The following is a 15,546-nucleotide window of genomic DNA, read 5'->3' as shown; positions in this document are numbered from 1 at the left end:
TGATCAGGCGCAGGATGCTGTCACAGTGCCGGATTTCTCTGTGACGGTTCTGTCTCTGTTGGACGTTCCTCGGCTTTTTGCAACTCGATCGTGAACACTGCGCCCTCAGGGTCGTTATCCTCCACCCGGACTGCTCCATTAAATTGTTCGACCAGCGTCTGCACGAGATACAGCCCAATGCCGCTTCCTTCACTCTCCAGACCTTTCTCTCCCTTCCCAAAGATCGCTTCTTTTTGCTTGTCCGGAATCCCAGGGCCGTTGTCTGCAATCTGAACGACGGCTGACTCGTCTCGTTCCTCGACGCGCACCGTTATTTTAGCGGTGGCCTTGTCGTTGTGCTGTACGGCATTGCTGAGGAGATTGCGAAACACCGACGGTAGCATCTCGGTTGCACAGACCCCGACTGCTGGGATATTCCCGCTGATCTGAATCTCCGCGTCAGGATGGGACTCTTGGGCTGTGTCGACCTCCGCTTTGAGGTGGCTTCGGAGTGTAACGGATTTCAATTCCGGCTGCTGCTCGCCAGCAATCGCTTCGATGTAATCACGCGCATCTTTTGTCAGTTTCATCGTATGATCAGCAGCCCGAAGCACTCGTTCGAGCGCGTCTCGTCCCTCGTCATCGACACGCCCTTCGAGTGTTTCCGCCCAGCCGCGAATAACAGTCATATCGTTTCGAATGTCGTGGCGAACAATGCGGTTCAGCACTTCGAGTTGTTCTGTTTTCCGTTCGAGGTCCCGACGATATTGCTCCGCCTCGGAAACGTCAGAAATCACAATTGAACGGCCAGTTTCTGAGTTGCCAGCAATAAACGGCGCTGACGCGATACGATAGTATTTCGTGTCTCCGTCACGGGTGAGCGTGACTGTTTCAGGAGGTGTTTCGTTTCCGTCGATCATCGGGAGTACCGTCTCCAGTGACTTCCCGGTCGTACCGGATAATTGGGGAAACAGATCACAGGCGGTCTGATTATAGTCGCGGATTTGGTTGTCTTGGTCGAGGAAGAGAACCGCATCGTCGATTTCGCCTGCACGATGTGCTCTCTGAAACCGGTCGAAATAGACGAAGACGACGCCGAGCGCGAAAGTTGCAACGCCAATTGGCTCGTACGTTATCGCAAGCAACCACGGACTCGTCACCCCGATGATGTTCGCACCGACTGGCAGTGCGGTCAGCATAACCAACACGGCAAGCGGGCGCGTGTCCGTTCCAGCATAGTGGAAATGTTCAAGTAGCATATAGAACCCGACAAAGGACAGCGCATACGCGAGACCGAGCACAGTCCAATGCATAATTCCGTGCTGGATTTCGAGATGAGGGAACGGTGTCGCAACCATCGCAGCGGTGAAATACAGGTGATGGAGTGGGTTGGTGAGCTTCACCGCGATGAGTACGAGAATGATACCGCTCACGAGTCTGGCGTACGGCAGTTGCCGCGGTGAGCGCCCCGTGTACGCAGCACAGAAGGACAACCACGCGGCGACGGCGATGAGTCCTACGACGAGTCCAAACACGTAGAACGCCCGTTTTGCTAGTGGGGAAGCAGCGACAAGATATCCGAGATTCGCCCCAGCCCAAAGCCCACTGGTGAGGAGAAACACCGTAAGTCCACGGCGGGTCCCATCGTGCGCAATAGCTTGGACACGCTTGAGGCTCACAAAACATCCGAGAGCGGCAAGTACGAACGCCAGAACGTGTCCCAGAAAGAGCAGGTTCACAGACACGTACCTGCCTTCGTGAGAGCTGTGGCGTTTTGCAACTCTATCACACTTCCCTCACATATCTCATCCGCGATAATAGTTTGTATCTCTCTAGGTGCAGGGAGCGACACCCAGTGCTTTCTTTCTCAGTAGTTGACAGAAGGGCAGGTGTTCCGACGACCCCCACTCAACGAGCCGGGAAAGAAACAGAGGGGGACCTTCAAGCCGCCGCTGGGGGCCGTAGCTGTGGATGGACTTGATCAGAGGCGGGAAACGGAGTCAGATTGTTACCACTTGTTGACATTACGCCGAGTGAAACAGAAAATGATTCCCGTGTGGAAAACAGCCTAGAGAATGTCCCGAAAGGGACAGATCCGAGCCCCACTACCTGGTTGCTCGGTATATTGCCGGGCTTGCATCCCGACACCACTGCTTTCGATAATGCTACTCCTTCCGAGTCCGCTCGGAACTTGCCCAGGTCACTCTATAGACGGGGTGGATTCGACAATGTCCTCTTTCACCTACCGTTCGATGGCATACCCGAATATTTCTCGAACCATTTACTTCCGCTTGCTTCGTGCTTCCCGTACACCGTTGCCATCTCGGACGAGATCTTCACAGTTTGGGCAGACACGAACCGTCTCCGCGTCTCCGGGGGCGAACACGTTCACGTAGCGCTGTGTGACGAACCCATCACAGTTGTTGCAGGTTGGCATATCTCGTGTTCTTGATGCGTCTAGTATAGGCTTTCTGCCCAGAAGTGGCTGAAAAACCCCTACGACTGCCGCCAGGACGCCACAGCACGTGCCCCGAGCGCACCGATAACAGTGCCGGCGACCAACGGCGTCGTCCAGTCTGGGAGTGTGGGTAGAGAAAGGACGTCCTCTGCTGTCGTTCCTGATGTAGGATCACCGCCGACCTTCGCCAACCAGGCTACTTCACCCGCGTGTCCATCGGTAGACGCTGCGCCACCGACGAGCAGGCCACCGTCTTCGAGGGGCTGAACAGCGAACCCCCCGGTCCCGGGCTCGGCCTGGTGCTCCCAGACGACCTGTCCCTCGGCATCGACGCGAAGTAGCCACGCACCGCGAGCGTCGGCATCCGTGTCTGGCTCCGCCGCCCGCGTCCCCACGAGAACGTACCCGGTGTCGACCGACGCAATGCCGTGGTGCCAGTTCCATCCGTCCTGTGGGTAGGTCTGCTCCCAGCTTTTCTGTCCGTCGCTATCGAGCGCGACCAGCCAACCGACACCCCGATCGTCAGCACTGAAGCCACGGCGCCCGACGGCGACCACGCCTCCGTTCGGGGCGGGCGCTAGGTCTTCGATGCGCTCTCCCGCGTTGTGATCGACGTGCCACTGCCAAGTGAGGCTCCCGCTGTTGGTGAGTTTGCCGATCCAGGCGACCTCCTGTCGACCACTGGGGGCAGGCGAATCGGCGCCTACTGGCCCGGTCGAGCCAGCAATGATGACACCCCCCGGGACGCTAGTTATCGCGTTGACGCTGCCCGCGCGCTCGCTGTGCCACGTCCAGCTACGAGTGCCGTGAGAGTCGAGGTGGGCTGCCCACAGTCGCTCGTCGTTCCCGACAGTCTCGTTGCCGGAGACGACGTATCCATCAGTCACGTTTGCTATTGCGGTCGCTCGTCCATCTGCTGCACTTGGCTGATAGGTGTGTGTCCACGAGACGTCGCCGTCTGCTCCGACGCGAAGAGCGTACGGATCAGCGTGTCTGGGTGCTAGGTGACTCGCTGTGAGGTTGGTACCGCCGGCGGCAACGATTCCATCGGCGTCGTCCCTCGATGGAGTCCCCGCGAGGAGTGTACTCTGTCCCGTCTCATCGAGGAAATGCCAGCGTGAACGGCCCGCTGCGTCCACGCGTCCAATCCAGCCGTGATAGTGGTCAGAACCACCAGCGAGGCCGACGAGTGCGACGCCGTTTGTCATCGGGACGATGTCACGAACGAGCGCACGCCCCTCATTCGTGACGGCCGTTGCTGGGGCGTAGGTGCGCGTCCAGGTGCGTGTTGGAGCGGTGGTCGCGGCGGCTGAAGCAGTGGTCGTGTTGGCGAGGGGGACCGAACCGGCCACGCCGCCAACACCGAGGAGGAAGTCGCGTCTGGAGGGCATCTTCCCGTGATTGAGGAGCGAGAAATATATGCGCTGTCCTCGGGGGCCCACGAACTCCTCGATGAAACGTTCGAACAGTTCGGAAAAAAGGCTCAGCACGTCGCAGACCACGGATAGAACGAAAGGCCTCTACTCTGTGTGATGAGATGTCAAAACCGTCTCGAACCACTTGACTCTGAGGCAGTTGGCCGTGTGAGTGGTGGCTCGCTTAGCACAGAAAGCGCGCTGTGCATATCTCACACTGACGCTCGTCAGCTCGATGAAGACCGACGCCGTGCGTACATCAGCGGAACCGACGTGAATACTCCAGCGATGGCAGCAACCCCGAGGACGATCGCGATGAGTAATGCGACTTCAGGCACCAGTACCATCTCGAAGCCCCAGACCCGAATAAATTGAGTCGTCCACAGAATCCCCGTGACCAACGCCGTGGTGAGGCCGAAGAGGGCCCCGGGGAAATACGTGTACAGCGCTCGCCGTTCGACGATCACCCACCAGACGACTGCTCCGATCACGAACGCTGGGCTTGCTACGATGATCGGCCAGTACGCTGTCGAGAGGCTAATCACTTCTGTGAATAGCGAGAGTATGTCGGAAAGGACGAGACCCACCACTGTTGCACAGATGAACATATAGCTGCCTGCGCAGAGCGCCCATCTTCTTGCGGGGCGTCCGCTTGATACAAGGGGCTCACTATCCATCGCTAGTCGTATCTCTCGTTCGAGGAAAAGTTGGTATGCCGGGTGGAAAACTACGCGCCACAGATCGGGCAGGTCAACGACTCCTTACGTCACGACTCCCGAACTGCACGACGAGTTCCTCAGTCGTGAGGGCGTAGACAGTCATCTCTCTGCCCTTTTCAGAGTACCACGTATCAACACCTTCGACCAATCCAGCCTCCGAAAGCCGGGAGAGATGATACCTAACGTTTTGGATGGATGTATCCACCGCTTCAGCGACATCTGATGCGGTTAGTGGCTCCGTTTCGAGGCGGCAGATGATTGCTTGAGCAGTTTCTGAGGATATGGCTTGGAGTATCTCTACTGACTCCCCGTCTGGAACCACGACATCAGTCCGCTTGTCGGGGACGTGTTCAACTGACGATTGCCGTGGAAAGGCGCTTGACATAGTGGATGGTGTGTATCGGCTTACTCGTTCACTTTGTTCGGTTCATCTCGAACAAACGAATCAAACAACTTAACACTAACGAACTACAATAGCGAGATATGTCTTCCCGGCGTATCCAGCACCGTACCGGAGCCACTATTGATCTATGAGTAGCGAGGACGTCGCCCAAGCGCGTGAGCGCGTTATCGAGTCGATGGAGCAGTCTGCGGAAGTATACGGACTGAGCCGAAGCGCCGGCCGCATCTACGGCGTTTTATATTTCGCTGAAGAGCCGCTCTCGATCCCGACTCTCGTTGAAGCGACCGGCTATGCCAAATCCACGGTCAGTAACGTGACTCGCAAGTTGAGCCGGCTCGGCCTTATTCATCGTCGATCGTCAGATGGAGGCGGTCGGCGTGTTCGCTTCGAGGCCGAGCGCGAGGTCTGGTTTATCATTCAGGATGTCTTCCAGCAGTACATTGACCGGGAGATCCAGGCGTCACTTCGCACGTTGCAACGGGCTGAAAGGCAACTTCCAGCCGAGAGGGGAGGTCACGAGGCAGAACGCATTCAAGACCTCCGTGACACTTACGAAGATCTGCAAGAAATCGTCGCGCTCACATCTGGGTTATCGGTGTCAGAACTCCGTGAAGCACTCGAAGCCTACGAGTAAAGAGATCACGCAGCTCTCACCAGTGGACGGTGTAGGTGCACGCATCGGCTCCTTCTCGGCGGCAAGCGTCACCCGTCTCTTCGATGAAGACGAACTCATCGACAGTCGCATACTGTTGGGCGACACCGCGGATGAGTCCGCGGTCGAACGGGCACGGGTACGGATTATAACAGACGACCTCACCTGATTGATCGTCGGTTCGGGAGAACTGGTAGTATCCAATGTCGCCGCCACGGTGATTCCGCTGATATGCGTCGTCGATCGAGCGAAGGCCTTCCGAAATCGTCTCGATAGCAGTGGGCCAATCGGCCACCTCCGGGATTTGTGCTCCAAGTCGATCCAATATGTGCGGTTCCAGGTCTGTCGCAATGGTCTCGAAGGCGTTCAGCCACGCCTGCTGCGGATACCATTCATCAGGAGTCGGGTCAGTGATTCCTTCCTCGGCAAGCGCGTTGATTGCGTGTTGCCGATAGTGCGCTGAGAACTTCCCCATCGCTTCTTCAATAACAGTCAGTACCGTCTTCCCGTTGACTTCGACATTCTCATCAAATGCCTCGTAGGTGGCCATTGTGTGAAACACTGAAACTGCGAAGAAATAAAGTCCCTGTAAATAGGCCGTCATATGCCTCCGCTTCAGATCTCTGAACAACCCAAAGTGGAGTGTCCATATCCAAAAGAACGAGATTGACGCAAGATCCGTCGAGGAGAAGAGGTGAATGTAGCAGTCTCAGATCCCACCCATAGCACACAAAAGACGAATAGCGACCAATACTGGCGACGTCTATCGGGGGCGCACTGGATCCGGGAGTGGCCGAAGTTCTGGCATCGTTCCCGACCGCTCGATCCGTTGGATTTCGACACCGTTCACCGCGACAATGAGCGTTTCCCAGTCACTCGGCACATTGGCTCCACCGACAAGGTGAGTTACAGCACTGCATTGCGATTCTTCGGTCTGTCCACTGGACGACGTTTCACTCCTGAATCCAGCCGTGACGTTGAATCGTAAGACGAACTCATTCGAGTTCGAATGGGTCAGTTCCGGTTCGACTTCTCCCAACGCACTACAGAACCGTACATCAAACGTCAAATCCGCTGACTCGCCGTCGCTCACGATGTGGACCCACCCGCTGTGGGAGTCCTCCTCGCTCGGAAACGATCCACGACTCGTTGAGTACGCGAGCCCGAGGGAGTTGTCGTCGCCGTCAGTGTCGGTGCCAGTCGCTGTCCTCGCACGCTTAGGAGTCGGCCACCCTTGACAGCCGGCGAGACAGCTCACACCGGCGAGAGAACTCACAGCCAATAGTTCGCGACGGGATACTGGAGGGCGCATTACGCAATGACGATGCGGCCGCGACAAGTACTTTTCCGACGATTGGTTCGTGTCAGGCAGTCATAGAAGAGAATTCTCACCCCGGGAATCTCTCACCTATGGAAATTCTGCTAACCGGGCAATCCACCGCCGAGAGTATAGTTGTTTGGACGGACGGGTCGTAGATCGGTATAATCGACGGAAAACCGACACACAGCGAAGAGATAGCTGAGGAACCAGCCGACAGGCGGTCGGAACGTGATTATCTATAGCTGTCGCTCACGCTGGCTCTGCCAGCCTCTGAGCACCGCCGATTCGGCGGTGCTCAGGAACTCACCCCCGGTGGATCGTACACCTCATCTCTGTCGAGCATATGGTATATTGACACGAGCAGCTTCCGGGCCGTTGCGACGATTGCCTTCTGTGAACCCTTTTTCCCTGCTAACCGATCGTAGAAACTGCTCAGATACTCGTCGTTACAGGTATGAACTGCTGTCTGCGCACACTGGACGAGGATCCATCGAACACGTCCTGATCCGCGTTTCGAGATTCCCCCTTCGAAACGCGAGTCGCCAGACTCGCGTATCACCGGGTTCAATCCCACGTAACTCACGGCTTCTTTGTCCCGGTCAAACCGGTCGATCTCGCCCAACTCGGCGTAGATCATCAACGCTGAGTAGTAACTTACGCCAGGAATCGACATCAAGAGCTGGGTCTCCTTCAGAGACCCAGCTCGCTCTTCGATCGCTTCATCGAGTTGTGCGATCTCGTCGGTCAGCGTCTCGATCATCTCTATGTACGATTCCAACAACGTATCCCACGGTGTCGGGAGCGAGAGTTCCCGCAGGAACTCTCGCCCCTTCACACTCAGCGGCTTCACTTTCTGGGTGATGCCGTGATCCGACAGCAGTCCGTGGATCTTGTTCGCGTACTCGGTACGGTTCTCGACCAACTTCTGTCGCCCGCGCACGAGTGCGCGGGCTTCCCTGATCTCATCGGTTGGAACGTAACTTTCCGGCACCGAATTCAACCGAACCATCCGCGCCAACTCTTTGGCATCGACGCGATCAGTCTTCTTGTCCGTGTCAGCGATTAGATTCAGCTTCTTCGGGTGAGCGACGGTTACGTCCAGCTGCTCCGACAGCGTGTCGTAGATGTGGTAGTAATTGCTGGTGGCCTCAATAGCGGCTTTAGCTCCAGCGTATCGCTGGGCGAGGTCGTCGAGGTTCGCGTTTTCGACGCGAACCTCTTCGACGAGCTCTCCAGCTTCGTTCATTACTGCCACTTGCGCGTACCGTTTGTGGATGTCAATTCCAAGATACATAGCTTGTCACTCCGGGACGCTGGTGCGTGAAACAGAGAGTCACCTATACGGGCTTTCCCGGCTGCCGCGGGTAGTACCTAGCGTAACTTCTGGAGGTATCCGCCGAGATACTTGTCGATCCACGAGGCTGCGAAACTCAGCTGAGTTGTAAGTTGCTCAAAGAGCTCAGTGAGGAGAGCGCGGTATTCTGCCGCGCTCTCCACAATTAGCGGTGATGCTTCCCACTTGAGGCTCTTCCAGACCTGCTCGATTGGGTTGAGATCCGGAGAGCCAACCGGGAGAAACACGAGACTGATGCCGAGTTGGTGGGCTCGCCTACGTGTGTGCTCGCACACGTGCGAAGAGAAGTTGTCCAAGACGAGCAGAATCCGCTGGCCCGGATTCTGCTCGCGGACCCCTTCGAGACACTCGCAGATCCGCTCTTTCGTCTGATCTTCAGGGAAGCTGACGACGCTGTGGCCGTTGAGTGCATAGAACCCGACCGCTGGTTCGTCTAACTTCACCAGCGGTCGAGTAATGTGGGGATCATCCACGGTGTAGAGTCGCTGTGAGTTATCCCACGGCTGCGGATGGGATGTGTCGAGAAATCCAAGGACGGTTCCGCCGTCCGTCCGGATTTCCTCGTCAACGACCCAGCCTTTCTCTTCGTCTCCGTCGCGTTTGTTGTGCGGAGCGTCGTCAGGTTCCTCGTCGAACGCGTCAGCGACGCGTTCGTCGAGAACCTCTTCAGCGTTCTCCGCGCGTGATGGGCGCTTAGTCCGCGGAATTGCGTAGGAAAGACCGAGCTTATCGAGGAAGGCACTCAGGTAGACCGGGTGAAATTCTACGTCGAATTCTTCGTTGATGAGGTGCTGTATTTCTTGTTTCTTCCACGGCTGGCCGTCACGAAGGAGTTCCAAGAGGCGTTCGCGTTGGTCCTCGCCGAGCTTCGGGGGCCTGCCGCCCCCGAAGTTCGGCATCAAGAGACCGAGACCACCTTCGTTCCACCGGCGGGCCCAGCGTGTTCCTGTCCCGGAGGACCTGCCGACATCGTCGGCAGCGTCCTCCAGCGTCGCTCCCTTGTAGAGACGCTTGATGAAGATCAGCCGCTCAGTGAGTTTCTCATCAGTCGACTCCGCTAGGAGTCGGTTGAGATCGTCCTCACTGAGGTGACGGACGATCTCTTTGCGGCGATCTTCAGACATACTCTCATATCGGACGCCACCTCCATAACTTCCCCTAACCACTAGCGCGGCAGCCGGGCTGTAGCGCCCAGAATTCGGCTTCTTACGCACTCGGACCAATCAGTACAACGTGCTCTGTGGCACGGAGCGATTCTCGGTCTCTTGCGCCCCATACTTGTTTCACGCTCGCTGGGAATAGCAGAATTTCCATCGAATCAGTACAGAGGATGTACTGAGTGCTTATGGAGAACAGATTCGGAAACGGGATGAGAATATGATATCTGTCTTGATGTCCACTGACAAACGTGGGTGATTACTCACCCGACTGCCGTGGCGGGAGCCTGTAGTTCTCTTCGTATTGCTCGATGAAGATTTGCCGCAAGCTCCTGAGGTGAGGGATTACGGCAAACTGAGGAGATGACGTAACAGATCCCTATTGGTGAAATATTGCCGCACACCCGAATTTCCGCGTCCGAGAAACGCTCTATCGAAGATAGCACATCCGTTACGGCAAAAAATAACTAGTATAGAACGGGGGTCCCCGTTGGAATCATGGGGTCTGATGGAGAGATGAGGCGAGGTACGGTCTGTTCAGACCAGAGGCGATACGGGCCAACGAGGTGACGAGCAACAGAGCGGTACCTTGATCGAAGACTGCGAGACATCCATCTGTTGTCTCTCATCGGGATTGCCGGCGGACAGATTTCTAATAATGTAGCGTCTGCGTCAGAGACTCCGAACTGGCCTGAACCAAATACTTATTCCGTCCATCACGTATACCATTCGTAATGGCAACCTCAACGCGGGACGGCGACGATCACAAGGATGAGATCCGTCTCTGGCGTGAGGACGACGGATGGATCGCAAAAGATGTCGAAACAGGAGTGACGACACAGGGTCCGTCACGATCTGCGGCACTGGAAAACCTCGATGACGCTGTTGCCCTTCGTACGGGCGCAGCTGGACACGAACCGACAGACGCGGAACTCAAAGAGATGGGAATCGACCCAGAGGATAATACGACGGGCGATCAGGAACCTCCGGACGTCCTGAAATAGATGGGGAGACGGACATTCTCCGGACGAGAGGTGGTCAAAGTCCTAGTCAACGTTGGTGGATTCGAGTGGCGTCGAACGACTGGTGATCACGCTCAACTGTACTACGCGCACCCGACGAATGAAGCAGACCGACGACAGGTAACTGTGCCACTCCACGAGGAACTCCGAATCGGAACTCTTCGAGCGATTGCCGAAGATGCAGGTGCGCAGAATTTTGACGACTTCTGTTCTTGGATTGACCGAAATTCGTAGGACGGTTGCAATAGACCACTCTCTGTGGCTGTCATACAAGAAGTCTGGTAACCAGTCGTGCATCCGCCGATTTGCTCAATAGGTGACCGGTGTTGAGCGACTCCTGTGTAGGTATGGGAAGCCGTCTATGATTCGCTCTCGCGTGGCTGACTGTCGCTACTCGTTCGGGCGCTGCATCACGAGGCGAGCCGCCGCTAAATCGCGTTCTGAAGCGCCGAGAAATCCCTTCGTGAATCCCCCACCGAACGTCGTGTCGACGAGGACGGTCCCTGCCGTAGAATTCTGCGCACGGTTGATGACAGTGGCGAAACGGTAGGTCCGGGCGTCCCCAATCGCGTCCTCGAAGGTCAGCTGCCACCGGTATCGTCCCGTCGATCGATCGGTGTGCAAATAGAGATTCGAGTCGGCATCGCCAGTGTCTGTCGACACCACGTCTCCGGAGTGAGAGACAAGCGACCCCGAACGCCACCTGTGTTCGACCGTTAGCGAGTCCGTTTTCCACTCCGTGCCCGCGTTGTAGTTTGACCCCGGGATGAGTCGATACTGGGTGACAAGAGCGTAGCGACTTGGAGACTCGAGATCCAGGACCGACGCGTCCTGTCGAACAGTGCCGTATGTCTCGTGCCCCGCGGTCGTCGTGTCCGCGGCCACAACGGGGCTCTTTCGTTCACCGACTGGGGGAACCGGCTCGTCAGCGTGCGTAGCTGGTGGCACGGAAGGTTGTTCGGTGATCTTGACGCCCGCCCCGAGGACACCGAGGGCTCCGGCGCTGGCGGTAAGTCCGAAAAGCGTGCGACGCCGCATTGTTTTGGGAGAGAATTTCGAAGGGCTAATATTTTCCGTACACACAGCGTGCGGACGGAAGTTGCTTAATCTGTCCAGAGCCGAGGTCGTCGTCCTAGGTCATTGGTTTGATACAAAACAGCGAATTTGACCTACGAGAGATTATACCCCACCTCACACAGGCTATCGGGCTTGGATCAGGCGAAACAGCTGTCGTGAGGTTTGAAGTGAGCTGCCGGATAGTCAGAGACCAGCGGAGGCTGGAATCTGTACAATGCTCCTCCGGCAGGCTACGCTAGTTCGTATGCCTTCCTGTTAGGTTTCGTTTCCTCCATTCGGCGTCATCGTCCCGTTTCCGTCGGGTGTTATCGTTTCGTTACCATCGGGAGTCATCGTCTCGTTGCCGTCTGGTGTCGTCGTTCCATCATCAGGCGTCGTCGTGCCGTCGTCATCGCCCGGCGTCGGCGTCTCGTCGTCTCCAGAATCGATGAATCCACTGACGGCGTTCAAGACGTCCTCCTGTGACTGTGCTGGATCGTAAGTATCTGGGAACGGCGACGCTCCGTTGTATTGATTCAACAGTGCGGCGTGGCGTGCCTCCACGCTATGGATCGAAAGTGCGGCCGACAGCAGATCCGGACTCTCGACAAAGGGGGCTGCCCCGGCGTAGGCTGCGACACCAGTATTCTCGATTACTTGCGCGAGTTCGAGGAATTCGGGGACAGTATCGAACCCGAAATCGTAACTAGCCTCTTCAGTGGGAGTCCCGCCCAGGAGTTCGACCGCCTGAGTGAGGAGTTCTACGTGGGACGCCTCCTGTTGACTGATCGTTTCGATTCTACTGTACACCTCGCTGTGGTCCTGCAGCATCTCTGCATTGGCGAAGGCGTTTTCATCGAACTTTTCGAGAGCAGTCCGGTAGAAGGCGTTCTCGAGATGTTCCAGCGACAGGGCGTAATTGAGGACGTCTATGTCGGTGCCCTCGACGTCGTCGTAGGCCGCCATACCTCCGCCATTCATTTCGCTTTCGTCATCGCTGTCCTGTGCAAGGACGGTCCCGACGCCACCACCAAGCGCCAGCAGCGTCCCACCGGCGAGCACGGATCGACTCAGGAAGCTCCGACGGGAACGTTCACTTTCCTCAGCGCGATCGGTAAGTGAGGATACGATCTCTTCTGCACGCGTATCTGGGTCTGTTGGTCCTGTCATTAGTTCGTTGGATCTCCCAACGCTCCCATCGTTGGCTCACTCGGGGATTGTTATGTGCTCTCCATCGCGCGGTATGATTGACTGAAGTAAAGTAACACCAATCTATTGGCTGCCGTGTAACGAAACGGAGTGAGGTAACGGAGCGTTGATAGCGGCTATCTCGTCTGAATCGAGTCATACTTTTTACTCGATAGGAGACGAATCCGAGGGTATGGCACCAATTCTCGTACTGTTTGGGACGGGTGAGGGACAGACCGCGAAGGTCGCCGCCCGGATCGAAAATACCCTGCTGGAACGTGGACACGACGTGACGACGGTCGACGTCGAATCACTCCCGGCCGATTTGGACTTTGAGACGTTCGATGCAATCCTCGTCGGGTCATCGATCCACATCGGGAAACATCACGAAGCTATCCGCGAGTTCGTCGATTCGAACAACGAGATTCTGAACGTGCGACCCACAGGATTCTTCCAACTATCGTTATCTTCTGCAGTTGACGAACCAGAGCGGCAAGCCGAAGCCGCCCAGTACGTGGATGAACTGCTTGAGCGCTCCAACTGGCATCCCGATAAGATTGGCTTGTTCGGTGGCGCACTGCGCTACTCCAAGTACGGGTTCCTCAAGCGGTTGCTGCTGAAGCGTATTGCCAAGGATGCGACCGGTGATGTGGACACGTCGCGTGATTACGAGTATACGGACTGGGACGAAGTCGACGCGTTCACCGCCGACTTCGCCGGCTTCCTCGAACAGCGCCTCGACGGGTGAGCTCCCCCTCTGAGAGCCCTCGACGAGTTCTCCGATGACGTCGAGCACCGTCCGAGCGGCCCGGGGATCGAGACCGCTCGTCGGCTCATCGAGGAAGACCACCGCGGCCCGTGGAGCAGTGCTTGTATCAACCCGATCTTCTGACGCATCCCCTTCGAGTATGTCGAGATGCGCCGGTCGGCGTCGTCGGTCATATCAAAGCGGGCCAGAAGATCCTCGATACGCTCGGGGCCGACGTCGTCCGGGATATCGTGGAGGAAGGCCGCGTACGACAGCTGGTCGTGCCCCGTGAGTTCCTCGTAGACTGGCGGGTCCTCCGGGAGGTAGCCGAGATGTCTCGTGACCGCCTCGCGGTCGGTGAGTGGCGTTCGCATTATCGTGGCAGTTCCCTCTCTCGGAGGCAACAAGGTCGTCAGCATCCGCATCGTCGTCGTCTTGCCGGCACCGTTCGGCCCGAGAAAGCCGTAAACGTGTCCTTGGGGGATAGAGAGATCGAGGTGGTCGACGGCGACGTGGTCGCCGAAGCGCTTGGTCAGATCAGTCGTCCGGATGGCGAGAGTGGTATCGTTCCCGCGCTCTCGGTCGCGTTCGTCCGGAAGAGGGTCGTTATTCATATTGGTGAGATGTCCGTGAAGCTCAAAACTATCGGGTCAACTGCCTCGGGGTCAAGCCCCGAGGCTTGTCAGTGGACTCCCGCTCTAACCGAGTAACTCGGTAGGTCGGAATCGACCGTTCGCGTTCAACGTCCCTGACTTCAGAGCCAGTTGACTCGTGGCTCGTCCAGCACCAGACTTGAGCCAGTGCTGGATAAGACGCCACCCGATATTTCGAGCGGCGTTGTAATCGCTGTGCAACTGCTTCCCGCACTTCAGACACTCGAAATCGTCACCGTCGCGGTTATCTTCGTGCGTGAACCCGCACTCGCTGTGACTGCACCGTTGACTCGTGTACGCGGGATTCACGTCATCCACGGCGATACCGTATTCTTCAGCCTTGTATTCAACGTGACGTTGGAGTTCTTTGAATGCCCACTGCTGAAACTTACTGGCATTCGAGATGCGCTTCCTGATATGCTTCAAGTTCTCGAACGCAATCGCCGTACAGTCGTTCTTCACAGCCTCTTGAACGATTGCTTTGGAGATACGGTGGAGGTAGTCGGCGCTCCACCGGGCGAAGCGTGACCCGATGCTTTTGATGGTGAGGTGCGCTGACCGAGTGCCTGTCTGTTGTAGGTTGCCACGCCGACGCTCGTACTCGTTGCGTCGGTGATTGAGGGAGTCTGCGTTACCGAAGAACGCTCCCGTGCTGGTGACGGCGACGTACCCATCCACGTTCAAATCCACACCGAGAACCACTCCGTTCTCGGATTGTTCGTCGCAAGAATCAGAATCAGGTTCAACGTCTTTCTTCACAGCGACGTGAAGGTAGTACGTGCCATCACGCTTGTGGAGCGTTGCTTCGGCTTTCTCCCATTCGTCAGTCCAGTAGTGCTCAAACGGCGTTCCTTCCTCGTTGACCGGTGTGACGTATTCAGCGGTCACGCGCTTGTCGGTCGTAGCGAGGGAAACGTGGTCGTCGTTGTACGTAATGGTTCGGCCGTGTACACGACGACGCTCCCTCGGAACTCGGGCTTACTGGCTTTCTCGCCATCGAACTTGCGGTCTTTGCAGTTCCCGAGTGCGGTGGCCGCAAGATTACGGGCTGATTGAACGAGGCTGGATTGTAGGGAGAGTTCGTCACGAACGTCAGAGTACGTCTCTTTGTGGAGCGTGTTCTTGGTGTCCGTGATGTTGTGGGGGTTGTCGTCCCATCCGTGGTCAGCGACGTGTTGCGCCGCCTGTCGGAACTGATCGAACGTCTCATCGAGAACTTTAGAGTCCTCTTGGGGAACGTCGAGTTTTACTTGGATGTTCCGAACAACCTCCATACTTCATTAGAAATGGTAGAGATACTTAAAGATACATATTGAAATTGGGGAGTCAGTCTTGCCATCGGGCGTGGTTTGTGAAGGGTAGTGTCGGTTTCCTCCCCGAGGTCAAGCCTCGGGGTATCCGCCTTGTATTTTGGATGAAAT

Annotated in this window: 16 protein-coding genes; 4 read left to right on the top strand and 12 right to left on the bottom strand. The window is 56.7% G+C overall.

Annotation, left to right across the window (positions count from 1 at the left end; translation table 11 throughout):
- Positions 1-20: 20 nt before the first annotated feature.
- The 4 genes from RBH22_RS13435 to RBH22_RS13420 form a co-directional block, all read right to left on the bottom strand.
- Positions 21-1,718 (bottom strand): ATP-binding protein, encoded by a 1,698-nt coding sequence (locus RBH22_RS13435; protein WP_306677807.1) that lies wholly within the window; start codon positions 1,716-1,718, stop codon positions 21-23.
- Positions 1,719-2,475: 757 nt separating this feature from the next.
- A complete protein-coding gene (locus tag RBH22_RS13430; protein WP_306677806.1) occupies positions 2,476-3,828 on the bottom strand; it encodes a hypothetical protein in 1,353 nt (450 codons plus the stop codon).
- Between the two features lie 251 nt (positions 3,829-4,079).
- Positions 4,080-4,460, bottom strand: a complete 381-nt coding sequence (locus tag RBH22_RS13425; RefSeq protein WP_306677805.1) for a hypothetical protein — start codon at positions 4,458-4,460, stop codon at positions 4,080-4,082.
- Positions 4,461-4,602: 142 nt separating this feature from the next.
- Complete coding sequence (locus tag RBH22_RS13420; protein ID WP_306677804.1) at positions 4,603-4,956, bottom strand: winged helix-turn-helix domain-containing protein; 354 nt, start codon at positions 4,954-4,956, stop codon at positions 4,603-4,605.
- A 145-nt stretch (positions 4,957-5,101) separates the two neighbouring features.
- Here RBH22_RS13420 and RBH22_RS13415 point away from each other — a divergent pair, with 145 nt between their 5' ends.
- Positions 5,102-5,608, top strand: a complete 507-nt coding sequence (locus RBH22_RS13415; protein ID WP_306677803.1) for a MarR family transcriptional regulator — start codon at positions 5,102-5,104, stop codon at positions 5,606-5,608.
- A gap of 16 nt (positions 5,609-5,624) precedes the next feature.
- Here the strand turns inward: RBH22_RS13415 and RBH22_RS13410 are convergent, their stop codons facing one another.
- The 3 genes from RBH22_RS13410 to RBH22_RS13400 all read right to left on the bottom strand — a co-directional run bounded on the left by RBH22_RS13410 (position 5,625) and on the right by RBH22_RS13400 (position 9,425).
- On the bottom strand, positions 5,625-6,176 hold the full coding sequence (locus RBH22_RS13410) for a hypothetical protein (protein WP_306677802.1): 552 nt from the start codon (positions 6,174-6,176) through the stop codon (positions 5,625-5,627).
- 1,066 nt (positions 6,177-7,242) lie between these two features.
- Positions 7,243-8,241 (bottom strand): IS110 family transposase, encoded by a 999-nt coding sequence (locus RBH22_RS13405; protein ID WP_306677801.1) that lies wholly within the window; start codon positions 8,239-8,241, stop codon positions 7,243-7,245.
- Between the two features lie 77 nt (positions 8,242-8,318).
- Positions 8,319-9,425, bottom strand: a complete 1,107-nt coding sequence (locus RBH22_RS13400; RefSeq protein WP_306677850.1) for an IS630 family transposase — start codon at positions 9,423-9,425, stop codon at positions 8,319-8,321.
- Between the two features lie 767 nt (positions 9,426-10,192).
- Here RBH22_RS13400 and RBH22_RS13395 point away from each other — a divergent pair.
- On the top strand, positions 10,193-10,462 hold the full coding sequence (locus RBH22_RS13395; protein WP_306677800.1) for a type II toxin-antitoxin system HicB family antitoxin: 270 nt from the start codon (positions 10,193-10,195) through the stop codon (positions 10,460-10,462).
- Positions 10,463-10,714, top strand: a complete 252-nt coding sequence (locus RBH22_RS13390) for a type II toxin-antitoxin system HicA family toxin (RefSeq protein WP_306677799.1) — start codon at positions 10,463-10,465, stop codon at positions 10,712-10,714. It abuts the gene before it with no gap.
- 156 nt (positions 10,715-10,870) lie between these two features.
- On the opposite strand, the gene RBH22_RS13385 is transcribed toward RBH22_RS13390, so the two are convergent.
- Positions 10,871-11,143 carry a hypothetical protein gene (locus RBH22_RS13385; protein ID WP_306677798.1) on the bottom strand — a complete coding sequence of 91 codons (273 nt, stop codon included), beginning with the start codon at positions 11,141-11,143 and terminating at the stop codon, positions 10,871-10,873.
- 669 nt (positions 11,144-11,812) lie between these two features.
- Positions 11,813-12,706 carry a ferritin-like domain-containing protein gene (locus RBH22_RS13380; RefSeq protein ID WP_306677797.1) on the bottom strand — a complete coding sequence of 298 codons (894 nt, stop codon included), beginning with the start codon at positions 12,704-12,706 and terminating at the stop codon, positions 11,813-11,815.
- A 211-nt stretch (positions 12,707-12,917) separates the two neighbouring features.
- On the opposite strand from RBH22_RS13380, the gene RBH22_RS13375 reads away from it, so the two are divergent.
- A complete protein-coding gene (locus RBH22_RS13375; protein ID WP_306677796.1) occupies positions 12,918-13,472 on the top strand; it encodes a flavodoxin domain-containing protein in 555 nt (184 codons plus the stop codon).
- Here the strand turns inward: RBH22_RS13375 and RBH22_RS13370 are convergent.
- The 3 genes from RBH22_RS13370 to RBH22_RS13360 all read right to left on the bottom strand — a co-directional run bounded on the left by RBH22_RS13370 (position 13,391) and on the right by RBH22_RS13360 (position 15,399).
- Positions 13,391-14,086, bottom strand: coding sequence for an ABC transporter ATP-binding protein (locus RBH22_RS13370; RefSeq protein WP_306677795.1), 696 nt, complete (start codon positions 14,084-14,086; stop codon positions 13,391-13,393). The two genes, RBH22_RS13375 and RBH22_RS13370, sit on opposite strands and share 82 nt — an antisense overlap.
- Positions 14,087-14,170: 84 nt before the next feature.
- The gene (locus RBH22_RS13365; protein ID WP_306677794.1) at positions 14,171-15,013 is read right to left on the bottom strand and encodes a transposase; all 843 of its coding nucleotides are present in this window, start codon (positions 15,011-15,013) and stop codon (positions 14,171-14,173) included.
- Positions 15,010-15,399, bottom strand: a complete 390-nt coding sequence (locus RBH22_RS13360) for a hypothetical protein (protein ID WP_306677793.1) — start codon at positions 15,397-15,399, stop codon at positions 15,010-15,012. The genes RBH22_RS13365 and RBH22_RS13360 overlap by 4 nt, the downstream gene beginning before the upstream one ends.
- Positions 15,400-15,546: the final 147 nt, after the last annotated feature.

Origin of the sequence: Halobellus sp. H-GB7, assembly GCF_030848585.1 — an archaeon.
GTDB lineage: Archaea > Halobacteriota > Halobacteria > Halobacteriales > Haloferacaceae > Haloquadratum > Haloquadratum inordinatus.
This window is presented reverse-complemented; position numbering and strand designations above follow the sequence as displayed.

Bases quoted from the DNA above. Each gene is read 5' to 3' on its own strand.
- RBH22_RS13430 (WP_306677806.1), bottom strand. From the start codon at position 3,828: ATGCCCTCCAGACGCGACTTCCTCCTCGGTGTTGGCGGCGTGGCCGGT.
- RBH22_RS13425 (WP_306677805.1), bottom strand. From the start codon at position 4,460: ATGTTCATCTGTGCAACAGTGGTGGGTCTCGTCCTTTCCGACATACTC.
- RBH22_RS13420 (WP_306677804.1), bottom strand. From the start codon at position 4,956: ATGTCAAGCGCCTTTCCACGGCAATCGTCAGTTGAACACGTCCCCGAC.
- RBH22_RS13415 (WP_306677803.1), top strand. From the start codon at position 5,102: ATGAGTAGCGAGGACGTCGCCCAAGCGCGTGAGCGCGTTATCGAGTCG.
- RBH22_RS13410 (WP_306677802.1), bottom strand. From the start codon at position 6,176: ATGGCCACCTACGAGGCATTTGATGAGAATGTCGAAGTCAACGGGAAG.
- RBH22_RS13405 (WP_306677801.1), bottom strand. From the start codon at position 8,241: ATGTATCTTGGAATTGACATCCACAAACGGTACGCGCAAGTGGCAGTA.
- RBH22_RS13400 (WP_306677850.1), bottom strand. From the start codon at position 9,425: ATGTCTGAAGATCGCCGCAAAGAGATCGTCCGTCACCTCAGTGAGGAC.
- RBH22_RS13395 (WP_306677800.1), top strand. From the start codon at position 10,193: ATGGCAACCTCAACGCGGGACGGCGACGATCACAAGGATGAGATCCGT.
- RBH22_RS13390 (WP_306677799.1), top strand. From the start codon at position 10,463: ATGGGGAGACGGACATTCTCCGGACGAGAGGTGGTCAAAGTCCTAGTC.
- RBH22_RS13380 (WP_306677797.1), bottom strand. From the start codon at position 12,706: ATGACAGGACCAACAGACCCAGATACGCGTGCAGAAGAGATCGTATCC.
- RBH22_RS13375 (WP_306677796.1), top strand. From the start codon at position 12,918: ATGGCACCAATTCTCGTACTGTTTGGGACGGGTGAGGGACAGACCGCG.
- RBH22_RS13370 (WP_306677795.1), bottom strand. From the start codon at position 14,086: ATGAATAACGACCCTCTTCCGGACGAACGCGACCGAGAGCGCGGGAAC.
- RBH22_RS13360 (WP_306677793.1), bottom strand. From the start codon at position 15,399: ATGGAGGTTGTTCGGAACATCCAAGTAAAACTCGACGTTCCCCAAGAG.